The following is a 23,308-nucleotide window of genomic DNA, read 5'->3' as shown; positions in this document are numbered from 1 at the left end:
GGGAAGGAGTCGGACCAAAGTACGGTGGAAGAGGCCGCGTCAACGCGCGTAGAGTCCCGACCGCCCCCTCTTCTCCCACGATCGAGGCACGGACCCCCCACATGAGCAAGACCGCCGAGAACGACGGCGCCCTGGAAACACGCGGCATCGAGCAGGTGCCCGACCACGAGCGCACCGCCCGGATCCGAGAGCTGTTCCCGACCTGGGTCGGCGCCAACATCAGCGTGCTGCTGCTCACGATGGGCGCGAGCCTCGTCGTGGCCTACCGCCTCAACTTCTGGCAGGCGCTGGTGGTCGCGGCCGCCGCGCCGGTCGTGTCGTACGGGCTGGTCGGGCTGATCGGCATCGCGGGCAAGCGCGGCGGGGCTCCGGGCATGGCGCTTTCGCGGGCCGTGTTCGGACAGCGCGGGAACCTGCTGCCGGGTTCGCTGATCTGGGTCGCCCGCTGGGGCTGGGAGACGATCAACGCGGTGACCGGGGCGTACGCGGTGCTCACCGTCCTCGACATCGTGTTCGGCGTCCGCGCCAACAGCGTGCTGGACATGGTGACGCTGCTCGCCTTCGTCGTGGCGACGTTCGCGATCTCGGGGCTGGGGATCAACGCGGTCCAGAAGTGCAACAAGTACGCCACGTACCTCTTCGGCGCCTTCTCGGTGCTGGTCCTCGGCTACCTCGTCGTCGACACCGACTGGTCCGCCGTCTTCGACCGGCCCGCCGGCACGGTGGCCGCGATGATCACCGGCGTCGGTCTCATCGCCGCGGGCGGCGTGAGCTGGATCCCCTCCGCCCCCGACTTCACGCGCTACCTGCCGCGCACCGCCTCGTCCAAGGGGATCGTGGGCGTGACCGTCGGCGGCGCCGGCATCGTGGTCCTGCCCATGGTGCTGATGGGCATGATCATGGCCGTCTCGACGCCGGACCTGGCCTCGGCCTCCGACCCGGTCTCCTTCCTGGGTGAGATCCTCCCGACCTGGATCGCGGTGCCGTACCTGGTCATCGCGCTGATCGGCATGCTGCTGATCAACTCGATGTCCATGTACTCCGCGGGCTTCACCGCCCAGACCCTGGGCTTCACGGTCCCGCGCCACTGGGCGGTCTCGGTCAACGCCGTGATCTCGCTGATCTTCGGCGGCGTGCTGATGCTGGTCGCCACCAGCTTCATGGGCTCCTTCATCGCCTTCCTGTCGCTGCTCGCGGTGGCCTTCTCGGCCTGGGTCGGCGTGTTCGGCGCGGACATGCTGCGCCGCCGGGAGTACGACGGCGAGGCGCTGGCCGACACCGGCCGCACCAGCGCCTACTGGTACCGCGGCGGCTTCTCCCCCGCGGCCGTCGCCGCCTGGGCGGTGGGCCTCGCCGCGGGCCTGGCGTTCACCACCTCCGACTGGTTCACCGGCCCCCTCGCCGCCAACAACCTCATCGGCGAGTACGGCCTGGGCTGGGTCGCCACGATCGTCGTCTCGGGCCTGCTGTACGTCGTCCTGCCGAAGCCGGCCGTGGTCGTCCCGGCGCCGGCCGGGACCCCGGCCGAGCGCCCGGAGTCCGTGACCGTCTGAACGGCGGGCCCGAGCGGTCCGACGCCCCCTCCACCGCCGCCCGGTGCAGGGGGCGTCGGCGTCTCCGGATCCGGGCGAACGGGTGAGCGAGTGGATCACCGTCCGGAGTACAGTGCGCGCTGATCGGCGCACCGGCCGGTCAAGGGGAGGGGAGACAGCAGATGGGACACCGCCTCAGACGAAGCCTGGCGGCGATCGCGGGGCTCGTGCTCGCGGGCACCGGGCTGACGAGCGTCGCCGCCACGCCGGCGGTCGCGGCCGTGGAGGACTGCCCCGAGGGCTACTTCTGCGTCTGGTCGAATCCGACCGTCACCGGCCCGCTGCGCAAGCTGACCAAGAGCGTCGCGGACCTGGGGAGCTGGGACGGCAAGGTCCGCTCGTACACCAACCGTTCGTCGTACTTCGTCTGCCTCTACGACGAGAAGAACTACGACGCGTCGGGCGGCTACTGGGCCGAGGAGCCCGCCAAGCCCTACGAGGTGTACTACGAGGGCCTCTCCGGTTCGACCAGCTCGGTCAAGTTCGTCCGCACCGAGCGGGAGTGTGCCGAGACGGCCTACCCGTGGTGGGCCTCGGCGACGTCTCCCAGAGCGGCGGGCTTCGGCGACCTGAACGGCGACCGCAGGGCCGACGTGGTCGCCCGGGACAAGGCCGGCCGGCTGTGGCTCGCGCCGGGCGACGGCACCGGCCGGCTCATCGGTACGGGCGGCTGGAACGCCATGAACGCCCTGACCCGGCACGGCGACTTCAGCCGCGACGGCCGCGAGGACGTCGTCGCCCGCGAGGCCGCCACGGGCAGGCTGTGGCTCTACCCGGGCACCGGCAGCGGCGGCCTCGGTGCCCGCAAGCTGATCGGCAAGGGCGGCTGGAACGGGATGAACGGGATCACCGCTCTCGGTGACCTGACCGGCGACGGCCGCTCCGACCTGGCCGCCGTCGAGAAGTCCACCGGCAGGCTGTACCTCTACCCGGGCACCTCCACCGGCGCCCTCGGGTCCCGCCGCCTCGTCGGGACCGGCGGCTGGAACGCCATGAACGCCCTCACCGGCGCGGGCGACGTGAACGGCGACGGGCGCCCCGACCTCTACGCCCGGGAGTCGTCCACCGGGAAGCTCTGGCTCTACCCCGGCCGCTCCGGCGCCCTCGGCGGCCGCGTCCTGGTCGGCGCCGGCGGCTGGAACGCCATGACGGACCTGGTGGCGGTCGGCGACTTCTCCGGCGACGGGCGCCCCGACCTCGCCGCCGTGACCAACGGGCGCCTCCAGGACGGCTACGCGGACTCACCCGGCTCCCTGGTCACCTACGCCGGGCTGGGTGACGGGCGCCTGGCCGCCGGCGAGCGCACCGACGGGAACTGGGACGGGCTCGGCGAGTTCTGCTGAGCACCGCGGGCCGGGCCCGGGACACCGCCGCCCCCGTCCGGGCATCGACCGGACGGGGGCGGCGGACTTCACGAGGAGAGGGGCAGCGGGGACTTGGCCCTTCTCCCCGGCTCGGGGAGGGCGTCAGCCCATTTCCTCCAGGGCCTTGCCCTTGGTCTCCTTCACGAACTTCAGGACGAAGGGGATGGAGAGCGCGGCGAAGATCGTGTAGATCACGTACGTGCCGGACAGGTTCCAGTCGGCCAGCGACGGGAAGCTCGCCGTGATGGCCCAGTTGGCGATCCACTGCGCGGAGGCGGCCACGCCCAGGGCGGCGGCGCGGATGCGGTTGGGGAACATCTCGCCGAGGAAGACCCAGACGACGACACCCCAGGACAGGGCGAAGAAGAGCACGAACACGTGAGCGGCGATCAGGGCGACCCAGCCCTGGGTGGCCGGGAGCTTGCCGTCGACCAGGTCGAAGGAGAAGGCCCAGGCCTCCAGCGCCAGACCGATCACCATGCCGACCGAGCCGATCAGGGCCAGCGGCCTGCGGCCGACGCGGTCCACGAAGATCATCGCGATCACGGTGCCGACGATGTTGATGATCGACGTCGTGAACGAGTAGAAGAAGGAGTCGGTGGGGTCGACGCCGACCGACTGCCACAGCGTCGAGGAGTAGTAGAACGCGACGTTGATGCCGACGAACTGCTGGAAGACCGAGAGGCCGATGCCGACCCAGACGATCGGCTTGAAGAAGAAGCTGCCGCCGAGCAGGTCCTTGAAGGAGGACTTCTCCTCGCGGTGCATCGCCTGCTCGATCTCGGCGACGCGGGCGTCGAAGTCCACGTCGCTGCCCTCGACCTCTTCGAGGATCTTCTTGGCCCGCTCGTGCTTGCCGACCGAGATCAGGAAGCGCGGGGACTCGGGGATGGCGAAGGACAGCAGGCCGTACAGGACGGCCGGGACGACCATGACGCCGAGCATGATCTGCCAGGCCTCCAGGCCCATCAGCTCACCGCGCTGGTCACCCCCGGCGGCGTTCAGCAGACCCCAGTTGACCAGCTGCGACACCGCGATACCGATGACGATCGCGGCCTGCTGGAAGGAGCCGAGCCGGCCGCGGTAGGCGGGCGGGGACACCTCGGCGATGTAGGCCGGGCCGATCACCGAGGCCATACCGATGGCGAAACCGCCGATGACCCGCCACATGGCGAGATCCCACAGCGCGAACGGCAGCGCCGAACCGATGGCGCTGACCGTGAACAGCACCGCCGCGATCTGCATGCACCGGATACGCCCGATCCGGTCCGCGATCCGGCCGGCGGTGGCGGCACCGATCGCACAGCCGATCAGCGCGATCGCGATCACCTGGGCCAGGACCGCGGAACCGACGTCGTAGCGGTCCCGGATCGCCTCGACCGCGCCGTTGATCACGGAGCTGTCGTAACCGAAGAGGAAACCGCCCATCGCGGCCGCCGCCGCGATGAAGATGACGTGCCCGAGATGATCGGGATGAGCCGTCCTGGCTCCTGGACTGCCTGCCTGTGTGCGGGACACGTGAACTCCTCGGGCTTCCGGCAACGCCGCCGGGGGTGGATCGCCCTTCCGGTACCTCGAAAGGAACCTGAAGGTAAAAGCAACGTTGCAGAGACTATGCCTTCAAGTATCGAAGTCAATAGGGCGAGTGTTGTGAGTTTTGAGGCGAGTATGGGCACTGCGTGTTCAAGAGTTAAAGCAACTGAGGTCAGGGCTGCCGCAGCCGCTGGCTGATGACCTTCGACACACCGTCGCCCTGCATCGATACGCCGTACAGCGCGTCGGCGACCTCCATCGTCCGCTTCTGGTGGGTGATGACGATCAGCTGCGAGGCCTCCTGGAGCTCCTGCATGATCCGGATCAGCCGCTGGAGGTTGGTGTCGTCGAGCGCCGCCTCGACCTCATCCATGACGTAGAACGGACTGGGCCTGGCCTTGAAGATCGACACCAGCATCGCCACCGCGGTCAGCGAACGCTCCCCGCCGGACAGCAGGGAGAGCCGCTTGACCTTCTTCCCCGGCGGCCGCGCCTCGACGTCCACGCCCGTGGTGAGCATGTTGTCGGGGTCGGTCAGGATCAGCCTGCCCTCACCGCCCGGGAAAAGCCTGCTGAACACGCCCTCGAACTCGCGGGCCGTGTCCCGGAAGGCCTCGGTGAAGACCTGTTCGACGCGCTCGTCGACCTCCTTGACGACCTGGAGCAGGTCGGTGCGGGTCTTCTTCAGGTCCTCCAGCTGCTCGCTGAGGAACTGGTGGCGCTCCTCCAGCGCCGCGAACTCCTCCAGGGCCAGCGGATTGACCTTGCCCAGCTGCTGGTAGGCGCGTTCGGCTGCCCTCAGCCGCTTCTCCTGCTCGACGCGGACGAAGGGCCGGGGCAGGTTGCGCGGATGCCCGGGATCCTCCGGGAGCACCTCGCCCTCGGCGGGGGGCGAGGGCGGCACCTCCTGATGGGGGCCGTACTCGGCGGCGAGCCCCGCGGGTTCCACACCGAGTTCCTCCAGCGCCTTCGTCTCCAGCTGCTCGATGCGCAGCCGTTTCTCGGCGCCGAGTACCTCCCCGCGGTGAACCGAATCCGTCAACTTGTCCAGCTCCGCCTTGAGGTCGCGCCCCGCGGTGCGCTCGGCGGTCAGTTCCCGCTCGCGCCGGGCCTTCGCCGCCTCCGCGACGGCGCGCTCCTCGTCGGCACGGGTGAGCGAGACCTCGACGTGGGCGAGCAGCTGCCGGGCGCCGGCGGCGACCGCCTCGGCGACGGCCGCCTCGTGGCGGAGCCTGGCCCGGCGCTGCTCGGCACGCGCGCGTGCCTCGCGTTCGGCGCGGGCGGCGCGGTCCAGGGAGTCGGCGCGGCCCGCGAGGCCCTTGACCCGTTCCTCGTGCGTACGGACCTGGAGGCGGGCCTCCATCTCGGTCTGGCGGGCGTTGGCGCCGTCGGCGGCGAGCCGGTCGCGCGCGGAGGTGTCCGGCTCCTCCTCGACCGGCATCTCCTCGGCGACGGCCAACCGCTCGGCCAGCTCCTCGACGTCCAGCAGCGCCTTGTCCAGCGCCTCCTGCGCCCGCGCCGCCGCCGCCTCGGACCGCTCGGCCTCACCGGCGGCGCCCCGCGCCTGGCCCGCGAGCCGGCCGAGCTGCTGGGCGACGGAGGACTTCTCCCGGTCGGCGGCGCGGCGCCGCTCCCCCAGCTCCTCGACGAGCGCGGCGCACTCCCGGCGCCGCGCCACCGCGGCGTCCTGCGCACCGGCCAGCTCCTCGCAGCGCACGGCCAGCTCCTCCAGCTCGGCTGCGGCCCGGTCCACGGACGCCTGCACCTCCAGGAGGCTGGGCGCACCGGCGGACCCGCCCTGGGCGAAGTGCGCGCCGAGCAGGTCGCCGTCGGCGGTCACCGCGGTCAGCGCGGGCCGGGCGTAGACGAGGTCCTCGGCGTCCTCCAGGGTGGCGACGACGACGATCCCCCGCAGCAGCCGCCGCACGGCGGGCATCAGATCGGACGGGCCGCGCACGAGGTCGGCGGCGTACGGCGCCCCGTCGGCGCGTGCTTCCTCCGGTACGTCGTCGGGGCCGCCGGCGAGCAGCAGAGCGGCCCGCCCGGCGTCCTGCTTGCGCAGCAGGCGGATGGCGTCGGCGGCGGCCGCGGGGGAGGTGACGGCGAGCGCGTCGGCGGCGGCACCGAAGGCGGCGGCCAGCGCGACCTCGTGACCCGGCGTCACGGTGAGCAGTTCGGCGGCGGGCCCCAGCAGACCGGTGAGCCGGTCCCGCGCGGCGAGTACGGCCCCGGTGCCGTCCTTGCGGCGCAGTCCGAGGGCCAGCGCCTCGCGGCGGGCCCGCGTCGCCGCACGCTCCCGCTCCGCCACGGTGGCCGCCTCCCGGGCGGCGCCCAGCGCGGCCTCCGCCTCGGCGAGCCCGCGCTTCGCGGCGTCGTGCCGCTCGGCGAGTTCCCGGTCGCCGGCGTCGAGCCCGTCGACCTCGGTCTGGAGGGTCTCGTACTCCTCCTGAGCGGCGGCGGCGCGTTCCCGGGACTCGTCGCGGGCCTCGGCCAGCCGCTCGATCTCGGCCTGCGCGGAGGCGGCGCGCGACCGGGCGGCGCCGACCTGGCCGCTGAGCCGGGCCAGCCCCTCGCGGCGGTCGGCGATGGCTCGCGCGGCGTCCTTGAGGCGGCGCTCCTCCTGGGCCAGCTCGCGTTCGAGGTCCGCGCGGTGGGCGACGGTGTCCTCCAGGGCGTGCTCGGCGGCCTCCAGCGCCGCTTCGAGTTCCGCCTCCTGTTCGCGGACCCGGGCCGCCTCGCGCTCCAGTTCCTCCGGGTCGCGGCCGCGGCGTTCCTCGGGGGGCGCGGAGGTGGCGCTCTTGACCCGGGCCTCGGCCAGCGAGACGGTGCCCCGCACCCGCTCGGCGAGCTGCGACAGCTCGTACCAGGTCTGCTGGGCGCGCTGCAGGCGCGGGGTCAGCCGCCGGACCTCGTCCTCCAGGTCGGCCTCGCGGCGCAGCGCCCTGCCCAGCTCCCGTTCGGCGGACTCCTTGCGCTCCTTGAGGGCGGCCTCGTCTGCGATCTCGGTCTGGAGCGCCTCGCGCATCCGTACGAGGTCGTCGGCGAGGAGCCGGAGGCGCGCGTCCCGCAGGTCGGCCTGGATGACGGCGGCGCGGCGCGCGACGGCGGCCTGCCGGCCCAGCGGCTTGAGCTGGCGGCGCAGTTCGTCGGTGAGGTCCTGCACGCGCGCGAGGTTGGCCTGCATCGCGTCCAGTTTCCTGAGCGCCTTCTCCTTGCGCTTGCGGTGCTTGAGGACGCCCGCCGCCTCTTCGATGAAGGCGCGGCGGCCCATCGGGTCGGCGTGCAGGACGGAGTCGAGCTGGCCCTGGCCGACGATGACGTGCATCTCGCGGCCGATGCCGGAGTCGGACAGGAGTTCCTGGATGTCGAGGAGCCGGCAGGTGTCGCCGTTGATCTGGTACTCGCTGCCGCCGTTGCGGAACATGATCCGCGTGATGGTGACCTCGGCGTACTCGATGGGCAGCGCCCCGTCGGAGTTGTCGATGGTCAGCGACACCTCGGCCCGGCCGAGCGGCGGGCGGCCGGTGGTGCCGGCGAAGATGACGTCCTCCATCTTCCCGCCGCGCAGCGACTTGGCGCCCTGTTCACCCATGACCCAGCTGAGGGCGTCGACGACGTTGGACTTGCCCGAGCCGTTGGGGCCGACGACGCAGGTGATGCCGGGCTCGAACCGGAGCGTGGTCGCCGAGGCGAACGATTTGAACCCGCGCAGGGTCAGGGCCTTCAGGTGCACGCCGCCGGACTCTACCTTTCGGGGATGTCTCACTCCATGAACCGGTGAACCGCCGCGGTTTCGCCGGTGAACGTGCAGGGCACATCAGACGTTGAAGAGGGTGAAAGGATGCGCGGGGAAGGGAAGTCCTGAGGGACGCCGGCGCCGGGACGGGGGCAGGAAAGAAAGAAGGGACGCCGAAGCGTCCCTTGCAGACTCTGACACCTAGCGGCTGTACGGGCGGGCCCGACCACTGCGTGCCGTGCGTGGAGCGATGCAGTGATCAGGTGAGCGCAGGCTCCGCCTGGTGTGCGTCAACGCTCTCCATGCTCTCCATGATCCTGTCGTGAGAAGCGGCAGCCGCCAGCACGTCGTTCTCCGCCTGGATTCGTCCGAGCTCGGATTCCAGGTCCTGGACGCGCTGCTGGAGCCGTCGCATCTCGGCGAGGAGTCGAGGGTCGGAGCCGCCGACGTAACCGAGAAGCGCCTTTGCCATGATGGATGGTCCTCCACAATGAGTGACCGACCGAAGCGGTGTGGGTCGTGAGGGATTCGCACCCGCGGTGCTTGGCACTTTGGAGTTTTTACTGCCGTTCAACCATGCCAAACAGCTAAGGTGCGCGGGGCTTTCAGCGTCTCACCAAAAAGTTTGACGGTCAACACGATCACGCCCCGTATCGACGGGCACCCGGGGGCGCGCGGCCGGGAAGCGGCGGCGCTGCGACTCCTGCGGGCCCCTCGGGGCGCGGCGATCATTCTGGTTGCGGAGCCTCCCACGGCGCGCCGTTCTTGGCAACCACCTGCCCGTTTTCGCTCCGGACACCCTTGCGGGCAGGGTGTCGCCGGCCGCCGGGGAGACCTCGGCCGGTGCGGCGTCAGCGGATGGCGAAGCCCTCGTAGCCGCCGCGCGGTGTGTCCCAGATCTCGGTGACACCGTCCACGCGTCCGGGCGTGTCGTCGCCGTGCAGCCAGTCGAGGAGTCCCTCGCAGCGCTCGCGCGGCCCCTCCGCGACCACCTGGACGCGGCCGTCGGCCAGATTGAGAGCAAAACCACTCATGCCACCGAGTTCCAGCGCCCTGGCCCGCGTGAACCAGCGGAAACCCACGCCCTGGACCTGTCCGCGCACCCACGCGACCAGTCGTACATCCTCGCTCATGACTGCAACCTAACCAGTCAATGTCTCGCCGGACACTTCACCCCCTTGCGTCATGCGGTACCGTCCCGACCCAATGAATCTCATTTGAAACTCACTCTTACGTGTGAGTTCCGTGTGGATCATGAGGACGAGGAAGGCCAGGACATGGGACGCCACCGACGCTCCGCCGCCGGCCGCGCCGCCACGGGCCGCGCCGCGGGGGACCCGCAGCCGGACGGCACGACGGGCCGGGACCGCGACCCGCACGCACCGGGCGGGGACGACCGCCCGACGATGGGGATCGCCCCCTACCTGAACCCGGAGGCCTACGCCGAGGTCCGCGCGAAGAGCGACGCCTACCTGTACGCGGACGCCCCCGACGGCGAGGGACCGCAGGCCGGCCGCACGGTCGCCTTCCCCAGCGACGGGTACGCCCCCGACGGCGGCGCACGTCCCGCCCCCGGCCGCCGCAGGCGCCGCAAGCGGGCCGCCACCCCGGTCCGCACGGGGCTGCTGGGCGTCTCCGCCGCCGTCGCCATCGGCACCGTGGCGGTGGCCACGGGCGCGGTGCCCGGCCTCGACAACTACCGGATCGGCGGCGGCAGCGGCGGGGGCGACCGGGTGCAGGCCCAGGACACCCCGACCAACAGCCCGGGCGAGCAGGGCGGCACGTCCGGCAGCGCCGACACCGGCCGCGACGGCGGCGGCTCGCCGAGCCGCGGCGGCGACCGGTCGTCCTCGTCGCCCTCCGGCTCCGCCTCGTCGGAGGACTCCCCGTCCCCCTCGCCCTCCACCGGCTCCCCCTCGGCGTCGGCCTCGGAGCCCGCGGCCCCGGCCGAGACCCCGTCCAAGACGAAGAAGCCCGCGCGGACCCCGAGCAGCGAGCCGAAGCCCGAGCCCTCGCGCCCGGCCACCGAGGAGCCGTCCCGGCCCAGCGCGCCCGCCGCCGTGTCCGAGGAGGCCACCGCGGAGGCCCAGGTGCTCAAGCTGGTCAACGACGAGCGGGCCAAGGTGGGCTGCAGCCCGGTGGCCGCGAACAGCGCCCTGCGCGACCTCGCCGAGGACTTCAGCAGGGCCATGGCCACACAGGGCTTCTTCGACCACACCGACCCGGGCGGCGCGACCCCGTGGGACCGGGCCGCGGCGGCCGGCATCGACAACCTCGGCGGCGAGAACATAGCCCGCGGCCAGGCCGACGCCCAGGCCGTGATGGACGCCTGGATGGACAGCCCCGGCCACCGCGCCAACATACTGAACTGCGACTTCCAGACCCTCGGCGTCGGCGTCCACTTCGGCTCCGGCGGCCCGTGGTGGACACAGAACTTCGGCTACTGAACCGCCCCACCCCCGCTCTCCCCCACGCAGCGCACCCTGCGGGAGTGCGCTGTGCTCGCGTACGCTGGAGGAATGTCGAGCACGCAGGAGCGCACCGCGGAGCGGGAGCCGGCGTTCGACGTGTTCTCCCGGGCCTGTCCCTCGCGCGGCACCCTGGAGCACGTCACGGGGCGCTGGGGCGCGCTGACGCTCGGGGCGCTGTACGAGGGGTCGTTCCGGTTCAACGAGCTGCGGCGCCGCGTCGACGGCGTCAGCGAGAAGATGCTCGCCCAGACCCTGCACGCGCTGGAGCGGGACGGTCTGGTGCACCGCGAGGCCCAGCACACCAACCCGCCCCGCGTGGACTACGAGCTGACGACCGCCGGCCGTGAGGTCGCGCAGCGGCTGATCGCGCTCATCCAGTGCCTGGAGGGGCGGATGGACGACGTACTGGCCTCGCGCGAGCGCTACGACACGCAGCGGATGCCTACGGCGTGAGCCGGGGCGGGCGCTGGCACTTCGGGCAGAAGTAGCTGGAGCGGTTCATCCACGGGCGGCGGCGCATCGGCGTTCCGCAGCGCCGGCAGGGCAGGCCCTCGCGGCCGTACGCGTCGAGCGAGCGGTCGAAGTAGCCGGACTCGCCGTTGACGTTGACGTACAGGCTGTCGAAGCTGGTGCCGCCCACGGCGAGGGCGGCGTTCATGACGTCCCGGACGTGGCCGAGGAGTTCGGTGGTGCGGGGCCGGGTGAGGGTCGCCGTGGGGCGTTCGTAGTGCAGGCGGGAGCGCCACAGGGCCTCGTCCGCGTAGATGTTGCCGACACCGCTGATCAGGGACTGGTCGAGCAGGGCCCGTTTGATCGTGGTCCGCTTGCGGCGCAGCGCGCGGTGGAAGGCGTCCTCGTCGAAGAGCGGGTCGAGGGGATCGCGGGCGATGTGCGCGATGACGTCCGGCAGTCCGTCGGGGGACGTGTCGTGCAGGGACAGGCCGCCGAAGGTGCGCTGGTCGACGAAGCGGAGTTCGGTGGCGAGGTCGTCGGCGAAGCGGACGCGGATGCGCAGGTGCTTCTCGGCGGGGGCCTCGTGCGGCTGGACCAGCAGCTGGCCGCTCATGCCGAGGTGGGCCAGGACCGCCTGGCCGGTGTCCGCCAGCGGCAGCCACAGGTACTTGCCGCGCCGGGAGGCGATGCCGAAGCGGTGCCCCTTCAGCCGGTGGGCGAAGTCGTCGGGGCCGGCGACGTGCCGGCGCACGGCGCGCGGGTGCAGTACCTCGGCGTCGGCGACGGTGCGGTGGGCGACCCAGCGCTCCAGGCCGCGCCGGACGACTTCCACCTCGGGCAACTCGGGCATGGCATCCCCCTCGGGCGGGCCGGATGGGCCGGTGGACGAACCGAACGCCCGCCCCGGTCGGAAGGGGCGGGCGTTCGGGACGTGCGGTGGGTCAGGCGGAGGCCGACGGTGCGTCGGCGGAATCGGCGGCCGCCTTCGCCGCCGCCTCCTTGGCGCGCTCGTCCGCCGCGGCCCGGATGGACCGCCACGCGGATTCCGCGGCCTGCTGCTCCGCCTCCTTCTTGCTGCGGCCGGTGCCGGTGCCGTACGAGACGCCTCCGACGCGGGCGGCAGCAGTGAAGGTCTTCTCGTGGTCGGGGCCGGTCTCCGTGACCAGGTACTCGGGGACGCCGAGCCCTTCGGTCGCGGTGAGCTCCTGGAGGCTGGTCTTCCAGTCCAGGCCGGCACCGAGGTTGGAGGACTTCTCGATCAGCGGGTCGAACAGGCGGTGCACCAGTTCGGAGGCCGCGTCGAGGCCCTGGTCGAGATAGACCGCGCCGATCACCGCTTCGAGGGTGTCGGCGAGGATGGACGCCTTGTCCCGGCCGCCCGTGCCCTCTTCACCGCGGCCGAGCCGGATGAAGGAGCCGAGGTCGAGCCCGCGGCCCACCTCCGCCAGCGCACGCGAGTTGACCACCGCGGCCCGCAACTTGGCCAGCTGGCCTTCGGGCAGGTCGGGGTGGGTGCGGTACAGCGTGTCCGTGACGACGAGGCCGAGGACGGAGTCACCGAGGAACTCCAGCCGCTCGTTCGTCGGCAGACCGCCGTTCTCGTACGCGTAGGAACGGTGGGTCAGCGCACGCACCAGAAGGGCGGACTCGAGCCGGTAGCCGAGCCGCCCTTCCAGAAGCGTGTGGGACGAGGCCTGGGTGTCCGCCTTCTTCTTGGCGGGTGGGTCCGCCTTGGCGTCTTCCGCCTTCTTGGGGACTGACACAGTGCCTCTCACCAGCCGCTCAGACCTCGAGGACCTGGCGCTTGTTGTAAGTGCCGCAAGACGGGCACGCGATGTGCTGCTGCTTGGGCTCGTGGCAGCGCTCGCACGCAACCAGGGTGGGGACCGCAGCCTTCCACTGCGACCGGCGGTGGCGCGTGTTGCTGCGCGACATCTTCCGCTTCGGAACAGCCACGGCTACTTCTCCTGCTTCTCGGCGGCGTCCGCGGAATCTGGCCCGTCGCCGCTCATCTCGTCCTTCTCGCCGTCTCCGAGTGAACCGGCGAGTCCCTGCAGTGCCGCCCAACGAATGTCGACGGCGTCGTGGTGGTGGTCCGGGTTGTCCGCCAGGCGTGCTCCGCATTCGGAACACAGACCCGGGCAGTCCTCCCGGCACACCGGCTGCATCGGCAGTGCGAGCACCACCGCGTCGCGCAGCACGGGTTCGAGGCCGATCAGACCGTCCTCGACGAAGAGCCTGTCCTCGTCGTCCTCGGCGTCGTCGCCCGGTTCCGCCGCAGGGCGGCCCCGGTCGTCGGCGTCAGGGTACGAGAACAGCTCCTGGAAGTCCGCTGCGAGCTGCTGCTCCAACGGCTCCAGACACCTTACGCACTCCCCCTCGGCCGTGGCACGGGCGGTGCCTGTGACGAGCACCCCTTCCATGACCGACTCGAGGCGGAGATCGAGTTCCACCGGGGCGCCTTCCGGCACTCCGATGACTCCCTGGACACCGAAGTCCTTGGGAGCGTCGACCGTGCGGGTCAGGCGCTGGAGCGCACCGGGCCGCCGCCCCAGCTCGTGTGTGTCGAACACGAGGGGGTCGCGGTGGTCGAGGCGCGCGTTCAGAACCATTCCTGCTTTCGGTCTTCGTAGCTCGGGGATGCCGCCCTCCGGTGTTCCCTGGGCAGCGGCGATCGCGGACGTACGCGCGACCGAAGAGCCAGGATACTTGACCATCCGCCCACGGCCCAATCCGGACCTCTAGACCCCCCGGCCCTGCTCGTAGGCCCGCAGCTGTTCGGCGCTGATCATGCCGGTGTCGAAGAGGCTGGTCTCGTCGAGCGTCTGCGGCCCGCCCTGCGGGGGCTGGGGCGGCTGCTGGGGCTGGGCCTGGGCGTAGCCGTGCTGCGCGTCGTAGGCCTGCTGCTGGGGGTCGTAGCCCTGGTAGCCGTAGGGATCGCCGGGCTGCTGCTGGTAGCCGTACGCGTCCTGCCCGGTGCCGTAGGCCTGCTGGTAGGCGGCGTACGGGTCGGGCTGCTGCGGGGCGTAGCCGTACGCCGGCTCCTGCGCGGGCATCTCGGGCACGGCCTGGGGCGGCGCCTGGGCGGCGGCCGGCTGCTGCTCGCCGTAGACCGGCTGCCGGGGCTGCTCCGCGGGGGCGTCCGAGAGGGCGGCGAGACCGGCCAGGTAGTCGGCGTCGCTGGAGTGCTGGACGGTGCCGGCGTCGTCGGCGAGGGCGCCGAGGTCGTCGGTGGCGATCCGGCCGTGCAGCTTCTGGCGGCCGCGGCCGACCGCCTCCAGCGTCTTGGCCAGCACCGCCTCGAAGGCGCCGAGCTTGGTGTCGACGTAGGTGTCGGCGTCGCGGCGCAGGGTCTCGGGGTCGTGGCTGCGCTCGGGGGCGTCCTCGTCCTCGTAGCCGTTCTCGTCGAGGCCGGGGCCGGTGCCGAGCAGCTTCTCGCGGCCGCGGCCGACCGAGCCGAGGGTCTTGGTGAGGACGACCTCGAAGTTGGCGAGCTTGGAGTCGACGTAGTCGTCGGCCTCGGCGCGGACCTCCTCGGCCTCCTGGCGGGCCTCCGCGAGGATCCGGTCGGCCTCGGCCTGGGAGCGGCGGGCGACCTCGGTGCCGGCGATCAGGGAACCGCGCTCGGCGTGCGCGGTCTCGATGATCCGGTCGGCCTCCTGGCGGGCCTCGGCGACCATCTGCTCCCGGCCGCCGAGCAGTTCCTGGGCCTGGGCGAGCGAGCCGGGCAGCTCGGCGCGCAGCTCCTCCAGCGTCGAGAGCAGTTCGGCGCGGTTGACCACGCACGAGGCCGACATGGGCATGGCGCGGGCCCCGGAGACCATGGCGGTGATCTCGTCGAGCTTCTTCTGGACGTCCACCGTGTGCTCGCCACTCTCTACAGCTGTGTTGGAGACGGACGGGACGACTGTACGACCCCGGGGTGTCCGGGGGACACCGGGTGACGGTTTGTCGGTCTCCAGGGGTGCGGCTGTGGGGAGTTCAGTGCTTCTTCAGTCGCTCCGTGAGCACGTCGAGGACGAGCGGCGGCACCAGGTGGGAGACGTCGCCGCCCCAGGTCGCCACCTCCTTGACCAGGGAGGAGGACAGGAAGCTGTAGGTGGGGTTGGTGGGGATGAAGAGGGTCTCCACGCCCGAGAGGCCGTTGTTCATCTGGGCCATCTGCAACTCGTAGTCGAAGTCGCTGACCGCGCGCAGTCCCTTGACGATGGCCGGGATCTCGCGCTGCTTGCAGAAGTCGACGAGGAGGCCGTGGAAGGACTCCACGCGTACGTTGCCGTACTCGGCGGTGACCTGGCGGATGAGGTCGATCCGCTCCTCGATCTCGAAGAGGCCCTTCTTCGCCTGGTTGATCATCACGGCGACGTAGACCTCGTCGTAGAGGCTGGAGGCCCGCGCGATGATGTCGAGGTGTCCGTTGGTGATCGGGTCGAACGACCCGGGACAGACGGCACGGCGCACTTGAATTCCCTCGCTCTCCGGTCCGGTCATCGTGCGTCTTCGCACGTAGAGGCGGCGCGACCGTACCAAAACGTTCCCTCGCCGTAGCGGCGGGCACGGATCGCCTCGAAGCCGTCCGGCCAGCCGAATTCCCCGCCTCTGGTGCTGCGCTCCACGGTGACGAGCGCTTCCCCGGCGAGCCAGCCCTCCGTACGGAGTGTGACCAGGATCTCCCGAAGATCGTCGTCGGAGACCGCGTAGGGCGGGTCCAGGAAGACGATGTCGTAGGGCTCGGCGGGGGCGGGGGTGCGGACGGCTTGTTCCGCCTTGCCCGCGCGGACCTCGGCGCCGGGCAGGCCGAGCGAGCGGACGTTGTCCCGGACGGTGCGGGCGGCGCGGGCGTCGGCCTCGACGAGCAGGACGTGCCCCGCGCCCCGGGACAGCGCCTCCAGGCCCACGGCGCCGGAGCCGGCGTACAGGTCCAGGACGCGCTCGCCGTCCAGCGGGCCGCCGAGCAGGGACTGCCACGTGGAGAAGAGGCCCTCGCGCGCGCGGTCGGAGGTGGGGCGGGTGCCGGTGCCGGGCGGGACGGCCAGGCGGCGTCCGCCGGCTTTGCCGGCGATCACTCGGGTCATCTGGGGTCCTTGGTCGTGAGCGTCTTTGTCTTCAGTGTGGCTGGTCGCGCCACGCGGCACAGCCGCGCATCGGCACGGCCCCGCGCCCCCGGGTGGGTGGTGCTCAGCCCTTTTCCAGGTACTGCTCCCGCTGCTCGTCCAGGAGGGCCTCCAGCGCCGTTCGCAATCCGGGCACGCCGGTCAGCTCCGGGTCGGCGGCCACCAGTGCCGCGGCCTCCTGCCGCGCCTCCGCGATGATCTCCTCGTCCTCGATGACGGCGAGGACGCGCAGGGAGGTGCGGGCGCCGGACTGTGCCTGGCCGAGGACGTCGCCCTCCCGGCGCTGTTCCAGGTCGATTCGGGAGAGCTCGAAGCCGTCGAGGGTGCCGGCGACCGCGTTCAGCCGCTGCCGGGCCGCGCTCGCCTCGGGCATCTCGGTGACCAGCAGGCACAGCCCGGCGGCGGAGCCGCGACCGACCCGGCCGCGCAGCTGGTGCAGCTGGGAGACGCCGAAGCGGTCCGCGTCCATGATCACCATGGCGGTGGCGTTCGGGACGTTGACGCCGACCTCGATGACGGTGGTGGCGACCAGGACGTCGGTCTCACCGGCCGCGAAGCGGCGCATGACGGCGTCCTTGTCGTCGGGCGGCATGCGGCCGTGCAGGATCTCGACCTTGAGCCCTTCCAGGGGGCCCTTCGCCAGCTGTCCGGCGACGTCGAGGACGGCGAGCGGGGGCCGCTTCTCGGCGTCGTCCTCGGGCGAAGCCTTGCCTGCGCCGCCCTTCCGGCCCGGGTCGTCCGCCTCGTCACCGATGCGCGGGCAGACGACGTACGCCTGATGGCCGTTGGACACCTCCTCCCGGACCCTCTCCCAGGCCCGGGAGAGGAAGTGGGGCTTGTCGGCGGCCGGGACGACATGGCTGGCGATCGGGGACCGGCCGGCCGGGAGCTGGTCCAGGACCGAGGTCTCCAGGTCTCCGAAGACGGTCATCGCGACGGTGCGCGGGATGGGGGTGGCGGTCATCACGAGCAGGTGCGGGGGCTGCTTCCCCTTGCCGCGCAGGGCGTCGCGCTGCTCGACGCCGAACCGGTGCTGCTCGTCGACGACGACCAGCCCGAGGTCGTGGAACTGCACCTTGTCCTCGATCAGCGCGTGCGTGCCGATGACGATGCCCGCCTCGCCGGTCACGAGGTCGAGCAGGGCGGCCCGGCGGGCGGCGGCGCCCATGGAGCCGGTGAGCAGCACCACCTTGGTGGCGTGCTCGGCGCCGCCCAGCATGCCTCCCTCGGCCAGCTCGCCCATCATCTCGACGACCGACCGGTGGTGCTGCTGGGCGAGCACCTCGGTGGGCGCGAGCATCACGGCCTGCCCGCCCGCGTCGACGACGGCGAGCATGGCGCGCAGGGCGACCATGGTCTTGCCGCTGCCGACTTCTCCCTGGAGCAGCCGGTGCATCGGGTGGTCGGTGGCGAGGTCGTCGAAGATCTCGCGGGAGACCTTGCGCTGGCCGTCGGTGAGGGTGAAGGGGAGGCGGTCGTCGAAGGCGGCGAGGAGGCCGTCGGGGAGGGGTCTGCGGGGGACGGCGGGGAGTTGGGTCTCGGCGTGCCGGCGGCGGGCGAGGGCCACCTGGAGGACGAAGGCCTCGTCCCACTTCAGGCGGGCGCGGGCGTCCTCGATGTCGGCCTTGGTGTGCGGGCGGTGGATCTTGAGGAGGGCCTCGGGCAGGGAGACCAGGCCCCGGCCCTCGCGCAGGGAGGCGGGCAGCGGGTCGACGGCCTCCTGGGCGCTCGGCAGCACCGTCTGGATCGCCTTGCCGATCTTCCAGGACTCCAGTTTGGCGGTGGCCGGGTAGAGCGGGATGAGGGCGCCGGCCCAGGACTCGACGCTCTCGCTCGCCTCGTCCTCGTCGGCGGCGCGCAGCAACTCGTATGCCGGATGGGCCAGTTGGAGGCGTCGGTTGAAAACGGAGACCTTGCCCGCGAACATCGCGCGGGTGCCGGGGAGGAGTTCCTTGTGCGGCTTGTGCACGCCGTTGCCGAAGAAGACCAGTTGGAGGCGGCCGCTGCCGTCCGTGATGGTCACTTCGAGGCGCTGGCCCTTGCCGCGCGGTGCCCTGGACGAGGCGAAGGAGTGCAGCCGGGCGTCGGCGACCTGCGCGACCACCGTGACGTGTTCGTCCATGGGCAGGTCGGCGAGGTGGGTGAGCTGGCCGCGCTCCTCGTATCTGCGCGGGTAGTGGTGGAGGAGGTCGCCGACGGTGTGCAGGCCGAGGTGCTCGGCCATCACCTTCGCGGTGGCGGGTCCGAGCACCTTCTTCAGGGGTTCACGCAGTCCGGGCACGAGATCCATTGCACACCACGCCACTGACAACGGCCCAGCAGGCGGCCCGGTGGAGCGCCGTGCTACTCCACCCCGACCAGCAGCAGCGCGCCCTGCCGGCCGCCGCGGTGGACGACGGTGTCGACGGCGAGGTAGGCCTCGCGGACCCGGGCCTCCAGGTGCTCGGTGACGGTGCCGGGCGCCTCGTCGCCGAGGACGAGGGTGACCAGCTCGCCGCCGGCCGAGAGCATCCGGTCCAGGACGGTCGCCGCGACCTCCGTGACGTCCGCGCCGATGACGGCGACGTCGCCGTCGATGAGGCCGAGCACGTCACCGGCCTGGCAGATGCCCGCCGTGGTCCAGGACTGGTGTTCGGCGACCACGACCTCGGCGTACCGGGTCGCGCCGGCCGCCGAGGTCATCGCCACGACGTCCTCGTCGAACCGCCGGCCGGGCTCGTGCACGGCGAGCGCGGCGATGCCCTGGACCGCGGAGCGGGTCGGGATGAGGGCGACCCGGACGCCTTCGGTGCGGGCCTGCTCGGCCGCCGCCGCGGCGGTGTGCCGCAGCTCGGCGTCGTTGGGCAGCAGCACCACCTCGCGCGCGTGCGCCCGGCGTACGGCCTGGACCAGCTCCCCGCTGGCCGGCGGCTCCCCGGGACGGGCGAGGACCGCGGTCGCGCCCGCCTCGGCGTACAGCCCGGCCAGCCCCTCCCCCGGCACGACCGCCACCACGGCACGCCGGCGGGGTTCGCGGGGCGCGCGCTCGGCCGCGGCGGCCCGGGCATCGGCGTGCCCGAAGTGGGTGATGCGGATCCGGTACGGCCGCCCGGCCTCGACGCCCGCCTCGACGGCGGCGCCCGCGTCGTCGACGTGCACGTGGACGTTCCACAGTCCGTCGCCGCCGACCACGACGAGGGAGTCACCGAGGGCGTCCAGCCGCTGCCGCAGGCGCGCGACGGCGGCGTCGTCGGCCTCCAGGAGGTAGATCACCTCGAAGGCGGGCTCGTCGTGGTCGCCGTTCACCGGCCCGCACTCGCCGGCCGGCGCCGGGTGCGCGTGCGGCCCGTCCCCTGGGGTGAGACCGGCGTCGGCGTCCGGCCCGCCCTCCGGGTGGGGTTCCACGCGCGCGTGGACGGTGACGGGCGCCGAGGGCCCCGGCGTCCGCCCGGTGAACGTCTCCACCAGGGCGCCGAGGACCGTCACCAGGCCGTGCCCCCCGGCGTCGACCACTCCGGCGCGCTCCAGCACGGACAGTTGGCCCGGGGTGGCGGCGAGCGCCGCGCGGGCGCCCTCGTAGGCGGCGCGGGCCACCTCCGCGCAGTCGCCCTCCGCCGCCTCCCCCGCGTCGGCGGCGGCGGAGGCGACGGTGAGGACGGTGCCCTCGACCGGGTGGGCGACGGCCTGCCGGGCGGACTCCGCGGCGTTGCGCAGGGCCAGCCGCAGACCGGCGCCGTCGGTGTGGGCGGAGTCACTGCGCTCGGTGAGCACCTGGGCCATGCCGCGCAGCAGCTGCGCGAGGATCGTCCCGGAGTTGCCGCGCGCGCCGATGAGCGCCCCGTGCGCCATCGCGCCCACGGCCTCCGCCAGGGAGGGGCCGCCGGCCTCCACCGGGGAAGGCCCGTCGGCCCGCGCCGCGGAAGGGCCCGCGCCCGGCGGCCCGGCATCCAGCTCGTGGCCCGCGAACACCGCCTCCACGGCGGCGGCGGCCGACTCGACGGTCAGATAGAGGTTCGTACCGGTGTCCCCGTCGGCGACCGGATAGACGTTGATCGCGTCGATCTCCTCGCGTGCCCGTCCCAGCGCGCTCAGTGACAGACCGCACCAGGTACGCACCGCCAGAGCGTCGAAGAACCTCTGCGGCACGTGCGCCACCTGCGCCTCCCTGAGCTGCTGGACGTGGCTGGCAGCGTAGACCTCGGGCGGGTGCCCGGCGCCGGAGACCCGGGGCGGGCCGCTGAGCTGCCGTGGTAGTTTCGTTGTACGGGAGCAGTCGTTGTATGCTGCTCCGGTTGCCCGATCCCGATCGGGCCATCCCCCTGGCACCGCCACTCAGATTCCGGACCGTAGAGTCCGGGAGCTTGATCCCGGCATGCCGGGATCAACCGTAAGTGCATCTGAAGTCTTTGGAGTGACCCGTGGCTGCCAACTGCGACGTCTGCGGCAAGGGGCCGGGCTTCGGCAACAACATCTCGCACTCCCACCGCCGTACGCCCCGTCGCTGGAACCCGAACATCCAGCGCGTGCGTACCGTGGAGGGCGGGACGCCGAAGCGCGTGAACGCTTGCACCTCGTGCATCAAGGCCGGCAAGGTCTCGCGCTGACGCGACAGCTGAGCGCGCGGCCACTGCCTGGTCCGCTGTAGGGAGCCGGTCCACCTCGGGTGGACCGGCTTTTTGCCGTGCCCGGACGCCGTGCGCACGGCTCCCCGGCCGCCGCGCCCACGCCCCCGGCACCGCGCCGGGCACCGCTCAGGCGGTTCCCCGCCCGAGCGCCCACCCGTGGTCCACCGGCCCGATGCCGTCGCCGAGCGCGAACCCGGCCCGGATCGCCCCGGTGACGTACTCCTTCGCCGCGGTCACCGCCTCCGGCACCGGCAGCCCCTTCGCCAGGCCGCAGGCGACCGCGGAGGCGAGGGTGCAGCCCGTCCCGTGCGTGTGCCGGTTGTCGAGGCGCGGGGCGCGCAGCCAGTGCTCCTCGGAGCCGTCGGTGAGCAGGTCCACGGCGTCGCCGCTGAGATGGCCTCCCTTGATCAGCACCCAGCGCGGCCCGTACTCCAGCAGCGCGGCGGCCGCCCGGCGCAGGTCGGTCTCCGACTCGACGCGGACGCCGGTCAGTTGCGCGACCTCGTCGAGGTTCGGGGTGGCGACGGTGGCCACCGGGAGCAGTTTGGTGCGGACGGAGTCCAGCGCGGAGGCGGCGAGCAGGGAGTCCCCGTGCTTGGAGACGCCGACCGGATCGACGACGGCGGGGGCGTCCGTGCCGGCGAGCAGTCCGGCGACGGTCTCGACCAGTTCCGCCGAGGAGAGCATCCCGGTCTTGACCGCCTGGACGCCGATGTCGTCGACGACGCTGCGGTACTGGGCCCGCACCGCGTCCACCGGCAGTTCCCAGGCGCCCTGCACGCCGAGGGAGTTCTGCGCGGTGACCGCGGTGAGCACGCTCATGCCGTGGGTGCCGAGGGCGAGCATGGTCTTCAGGTCGGCCTGGATGCCGGCGCCGCCGCCGGAGTCGGAGCCGGCCACGGTGAGCACCAGGGGCGGCCTCATGCCTCGACCTCCCCGCCGAAGTGGTCCCAGCCGCCCTTGCTGGTCCAGGGCGCCCCGTCGACGGTCACCTGGGGCAGCGCGGAGGGGTTGAGCACCTCGCCGATGACCTTCCAGCGGGCGGGCAGCTTCACGTCTGGCGGGAAGGTCGCCACGATCGCGTGGTCCTCTCCCCCGGTGAGTACCCACTGCATGGGGTCGACGCCGACGGCCTGGCCGATGTCGTTCATCTGGGAGGGGATGTCGATCTGCCCCGAGCGGACGTCGATCCTGACCTTGCTCGCCTCGGCGATGTGCCCGAGGTCGGCGATGAGGCCGTCGCTCACGTCGCACATGGCGGTGGCGCCGAGTCCGGCCGCCGCGGGACCCGCGTGGTAGGGCGGCTCGGGGCGCCGGTGGGCCTCGACGAAGGCGCGCGGCGAGCGGAAACCGCGGGAGAGGACCGCGAACCCGGCCGCGGACCAGCCCAGCCAGCCGGTCACCGCGACGAGGTCGCCGGGCTGGGCGCCGCCCCGGGTCACGGGCTCCTGGTTGCGCAGGTCGCCCAGCGCCGTGATGGAGACCGTGATGGTGTCGCCGCGGACCACGTCGCCGCCGACCACCGAGGCGCCGGCCACCTGGCACTCGTCGCGCAGGCCGTCCATCAGCTCGGTCGGCCAGGTCACCGGCAGTTCGGCGGGGACGACCAGGCCGAGCAGGAGCGCGGTCGGCACGGCGCCCATGGCGGCGATGTCCGCGAGGTTCTGCGCGGCGGCCTTGCGGCCCACGTCGTACGCGGTGGACCAGTCCCGGCGGAAGTGCCGCCCCTCCACGAGGATGTCGGTGCTGGCCACCACCCGGCGGTCGGGCGCGGCCACCACCGCGGCGTCGTCGCCGGGGCCCACCCGGACAGCCGGGGTGGTGGTGAGACGGGAGGTGAGCTCCCTGATGAGCCCGAACTCCCCCAGCTCACCAACAGTGCCCTTCATCGCCTTGGCTCCCCTTCCGTGCGTGTCCTTGCCCGGTCGCGCGTCATCTCTGTCCTCGTTACGGTCGAAATGACCGTCGCCACGGTCGGCGTGATCGTCAACTCCTGTCCCTCCGGCACCCCGGCGCGCGGGGCCCGCGGCCCACGGGTCTCCCCGCGAGGAGCGCCCACGCGATACCGTGGCGTTCCTTTTCCCCACATGATCCTCGTGGCCGCTCTGGAGGTTCCGTGGTACAGGCGTACATCCTGATCCAGACGGAGGTCGGCAAGGCGTCGACCGTCGCCGAGACGATCAGCAAGATCCCCGGGGTGATCCAGGCCGAGGACGTGACCGGACCCTACGACGTCATCGTGCGCGCGCAGTCCGACACCGTCGACGAACTGGGCCGCATGGTGGTCGCCAAGGTCCAGCAGGTGGACGGCATCACGCGGACGCTGACCTGCCCCGTGGTCCATCTCTGACCCCTTCCGCCCGCTCGCTCTCGTGCTGTTGATCGCCGCCGCCTGCTGCTCCTCAGCAGACGACGGCGGGCCGGCGGCGGTTCCCGGTCCG

20 protein-coding genes and 1 pseudogene are annotated in these 23,308 nt (G+C 72.4%); 6 read left to right on the top strand and 15 right to left on the bottom strand.

What is annotated here, in order from left to right; all coding sequences use genetic code 11:
* Window positions 1–101: 101 nt before the first annotated feature.
* Window positions 102–1,553 (top strand): cytosine permease, encoded by a 1,452-nt coding sequence (locus tag IE108_RS24420; protein ID WP_064730030.1) that lies wholly within the window; start codon window positions 102–104, stop codon window positions 1,551–1,553.
* 161 nt (window positions 1,554–1,714) lie between these two features.
* Window positions 1,715–2,935, top strand: a complete 1,221-nt coding sequence (locus tag IE108_RS24415) for an FG-GAP-like repeat-containing protein (protein ID WP_064730029.1) — start codon at window positions 1,715–1,717, stop codon at window positions 2,933–2,935.
* Between the two features lie 123 nt (window positions 2,936–3,058).
* Here IE108_RS24415 and IE108_RS24410 read toward each other — a convergent pair whose 3' ends face one another.
* The 4 genes from IE108_RS24410 to IE108_RS24395 form a co-directional block, all read right to left on the bottom strand.
* On the bottom strand, window positions 3,059–4,384 hold the full coding sequence (locus tag IE108_RS24410) for a sugar porter family MFS transporter (protein WP_229852334.1): 1,326 nt from the start codon (window positions 4,382–4,384) through the stop codon (window positions 3,059–3,061).
* Window positions 4,385–4,661: 277 nt separating this feature from the next.
* Window positions 4,662–8,222: a chromosome segregation protein SMC gene (gene smc, locus IE108_RS24405; protein ID WP_064730027.1), complete on the bottom strand. Its 3,561-nt coding sequence runs from the start codon at window positions 8,220–8,222 to the stop codon at window positions 4,662–4,664.
* Between the two features lie 262 nt (window positions 8,223–8,484).
* Window positions 8,485–8,697, bottom strand: coding sequence for a hypothetical protein (locus IE108_RS24400; RefSeq protein WP_064730026.1), 213 nt, complete (start codon window positions 8,695–8,697; stop codon window positions 8,485–8,487).
* 379 nt (window positions 8,698–9,076) lie between these two features.
* Window positions 9,077–9,358 carry an acylphosphatase gene (locus tag IE108_RS24395; RefSeq protein WP_064730025.1) on the bottom strand — a complete coding sequence of 94 codons (282 nt, stop codon included), beginning with the start codon at window positions 9,356–9,358 and terminating at the stop codon, window positions 9,077–9,079.
* A gap of 144 nt (window positions 9,359–9,502) precedes the next feature.
* Here IE108_RS24395 and IE108_RS24390 point away from each other — a divergent pair, with 144 nt between their 5' ends.
* Complete coding sequence (locus IE108_RS24390; protein WP_064730024.1) at window positions 9,503–10,672, top strand: CAP domain-containing protein; 1,170 nt, start codon at window positions 9,503–9,505, stop codon at window positions 10,670–10,672.
* Window positions 10,673–10,744: 72 nt separating this feature from the next.
* Window positions 10,745–11,149, top strand: coding sequence for a winged helix-turn-helix transcriptional regulator (locus IE108_RS24385; RefSeq protein ID WP_064730023.1), 405 nt, complete (start codon window positions 10,745–10,747; stop codon window positions 11,147–11,149).
* On the opposite strand, the gene mutM is transcribed toward IE108_RS24385, so the two are convergent.
* From mutM to fakA, 9 genes are all read right to left on the bottom strand, one after another.
* Window positions 11,139–11,999, bottom strand: coding sequence for a bifunctional DNA-formamidopyrimidine glycosylase/DNA-(apurinic or apyrimidinic site) lyase (gene mutM, locus IE108_RS24380; RefSeq protein ID WP_064730022.1), 861 nt, complete (start codon window positions 11,997–11,999; stop codon window positions 11,139–11,141). The genes IE108_RS24385 and mutM overlap by 11 nt on opposite strands.
* Window positions 12,000–12,090: 91 nt before the next feature.
* Window positions 12,091–12,924: a ribonuclease III gene (rnc, locus tag IE108_RS24375; RefSeq protein WP_189397761.1), complete on the bottom strand. Its 834-nt coding sequence runs from the start codon at window positions 12,922–12,924 to the stop codon at window positions 12,091–12,093.
* Window positions 12,925–12,931: 7 nt separating this feature from the next.
* Window positions 12,932–13,105: a 50S ribosomal protein L32 gene (rpmF, locus tag IE108_RS24370; RefSeq protein WP_003951102.1), complete on the bottom strand. Its 174-nt coding sequence runs from the start codon at window positions 13,103–13,105 to the stop codon at window positions 12,932–12,934.
* A 2-nt stretch (window positions 13,106–13,107) separates the two neighbouring features.
* Entirely contained in the window at window positions 13,108–13,761 is a 654-nt protein-coding gene (locus tag IE108_RS24365) for a YceD family protein (protein ID WP_064730020.1), read from the bottom strand.
* Between the two features lie 129 nt (window positions 13,762–13,890).
* Window positions 13,891–15,009: a hypothetical protein gene (locus IE108_RS24360; RefSeq protein WP_064730019.1), complete on the bottom strand. Its 1,119-nt coding sequence runs from the start codon at window positions 15,007–15,009 to the stop codon at window positions 13,891–13,893.
* A 121-nt stretch (window positions 15,010–15,130) separates the two neighbouring features.
* Window positions 15,131–15,610 carry a pantetheine-phosphate adenylyltransferase gene (coaD, locus tag IE108_RS24355; RefSeq protein WP_064730018.1) on the bottom strand — a complete coding sequence of 160 codons (480 nt, stop codon included), beginning with the start codon at window positions 15,608–15,610 and terminating at the stop codon, window positions 15,131–15,133.
* 26 nt (window positions 15,611–15,636) lie between these two features.
* Window positions 15,637–16,224, bottom strand: coding sequence for a 16S rRNA (guanine(966)-N(2))-methyltransferase RsmD (gene rsmD, locus IE108_RS24350; RefSeq protein ID WP_064730017.1), 588 nt, complete (start codon window positions 16,222–16,224; stop codon window positions 15,637–15,639).
* 103 nt (window positions 16,225–16,327) lie between these two features.
* Window positions 16,328–18,553, bottom strand: coding sequence for an ATP-dependent DNA helicase RecG (recG, locus tag IE108_RS24345; protein ID WP_064730016.1), 2,226 nt, complete (start codon window positions 18,551–18,553; stop codon window positions 16,328–16,330).
* Between the two features lie 53 nt (window positions 18,554–18,606).
* Window positions 18,607–20,397 carry a DAK2 domain-containing protein gene (gene fakA / locus IE108_RS24340; protein WP_064730015.1) on the bottom strand — a complete coding sequence of 597 codons (1,791 nt, stop codon included), beginning with the start codon at window positions 20,395–20,397 and terminating at the stop codon, window positions 18,607–18,609.
* A gap of 263 nt (window positions 20,398–20,660) precedes the next feature.
* Between fakA and rpmB the strand changes: the two are divergent.
* Window positions 20,661–20,771 (top strand): annotated as a pseudogene (gene rpmB / locus IE108_RS35405) (50S ribosomal protein L28); the annotation flags it as partial.
* Window positions 20,772–20,993: 222 nt separating this feature from the next.
* Here rpmB and thiD read toward each other — a convergent pair.
* Together thiD and IE108_RS24325 are read right to left on the bottom strand one after the other, a co-directional pair.
* On the bottom strand, window positions 20,994–21,791 hold the full coding sequence (gene thiD, locus IE108_RS24330) for a bifunctional hydroxymethylpyrimidine kinase/phosphomethylpyrimidine kinase (protein WP_064730014.1): 798 nt from the start codon (window positions 21,789–21,791) through the stop codon (window positions 20,994–20,996).
* Window positions 21,788–22,756 carry a thiamine-phosphate kinase gene (locus tag IE108_RS24325; RefSeq protein ID WP_064730013.1) on the bottom strand — a complete coding sequence of 323 codons (969 nt, stop codon included), beginning with the start codon at window positions 22,754–22,756 and terminating at the stop codon, window positions 21,788–21,790. The genes thiD and IE108_RS24325 overlap by 4 nt, the downstream gene beginning before the upstream one ends.
* A gap of 227 nt (window positions 22,757–22,983) precedes the next feature.
* On the opposite strand from IE108_RS24325, the gene IE108_RS24320 reads away from it, so the two are divergent.
* Window positions 22,984–23,217, top strand: coding sequence for an Lrp/AsnC family transcriptional regulator (locus IE108_RS24320; RefSeq protein ID WP_019328745.1), 234 nt, complete (start codon window positions 22,984–22,986; stop codon window positions 23,215–23,217).
* The last annotated feature ends 91 nt before the right edge of the window (window positions 23,218–23,308 follow it).

The organism is Streptomyces parvulus (assembly GCF_014648855.1).
Lineage (GTDB): Bacteria > Actinomycetota > Actinomycetes > Streptomycetales > Streptomycetaceae > Streptomyces > Streptomyces parvulus.
Note: the sequence above shows the minus strand (reverse complement) of the source record. Positions and strands in the feature narration are given on the sequence as shown.

Bases quoted from the DNA above. Each gene is read 5' to 3' on its own strand.
- mutM (WP_064730022.1), bottom strand. From the start codon at position 11,999: ATGCCCGAGTTGCCCGAGGTGGAAGTCGTCCGGCGCGGCCTGGAGCGC.
- IE108_RS24400 (WP_064730026.1), bottom strand. From the start codon at position 8,697: ATGGCAAAGGCGCTTCTCGGTTACGTCGGCGGCTCCGACCCTCGACTC.
- IE108_RS24410 (WP_229852334.1), bottom strand. From the start codon at position 4,384: ATGGGCGGTTTCCTCTTCGGTTACGACAGCTCCGTGATCAACGGCGCG.
- IE108_RS24415 (WP_064730029.1), top strand. From the start codon at position 1,715: ATGGGACACCGCCTCAGACGAAGCCTGGCGGCGATCGCGGGGCTCGTG.
- IE108_RS24420 (WP_064730030.1), top strand. From the start codon at position 102: ATGAGCAAGACCGCCGAGAACGACGGCGCCCTGGAAACACGCGGCATC.
- IE108_RS24385 (WP_064730023.1), top strand. From the start codon at position 10,745: ATGTCGAGCACGCAGGAGCGCACCGCGGAGCGGGAGCCGGCGTTCGAC.
- recG (WP_064730016.1), bottom strand. From the start codon at position 18,553: ATGGATCTCGTGCCCGGACTGCGTGAACCCCTGAAGAAGGTGCTCGGA.
- IE108_RS24325 (WP_064730013.1), bottom strand. From the start codon at position 22,756: ATGAAGGGCACTGTTGGTGAGCTGGGGGAGTTCGGGCTCATCAGGGAG.
- IE108_RS24395 (WP_064730025.1), bottom strand. From the start codon at position 9,358: ATGAGCGAGGATGTACGACTGGTCGCGTGGGTGCGCGGACAGGTCCAG.
- IE108_RS24390 (WP_064730024.1), top strand. From the start codon at position 9,503: ATGGGACGCCACCGACGCTCCGCCGCCGGCCGCGCCGCCACGGGCCGC.
- rsmD (WP_064730017.1), bottom strand. From the start codon at position 16,224: ATGACCCGAGTGATCGCCGGCAAAGCCGGCGGACGCCGCCTGGCCGTC.
- IE108_RS24365 (WP_064730020.1), bottom strand. From the start codon at position 13,761: ATGGTTCTGAACGCGCGCCTCGACCACCGCGACCCCCTCGTGTTCGAC.
- thiD (WP_064730014.1), bottom strand. From the start codon at position 21,791: ATGAGGCCGCCCCTGGTGCTCACCGTGGCCGGCTCCGACTCCGGCGGC.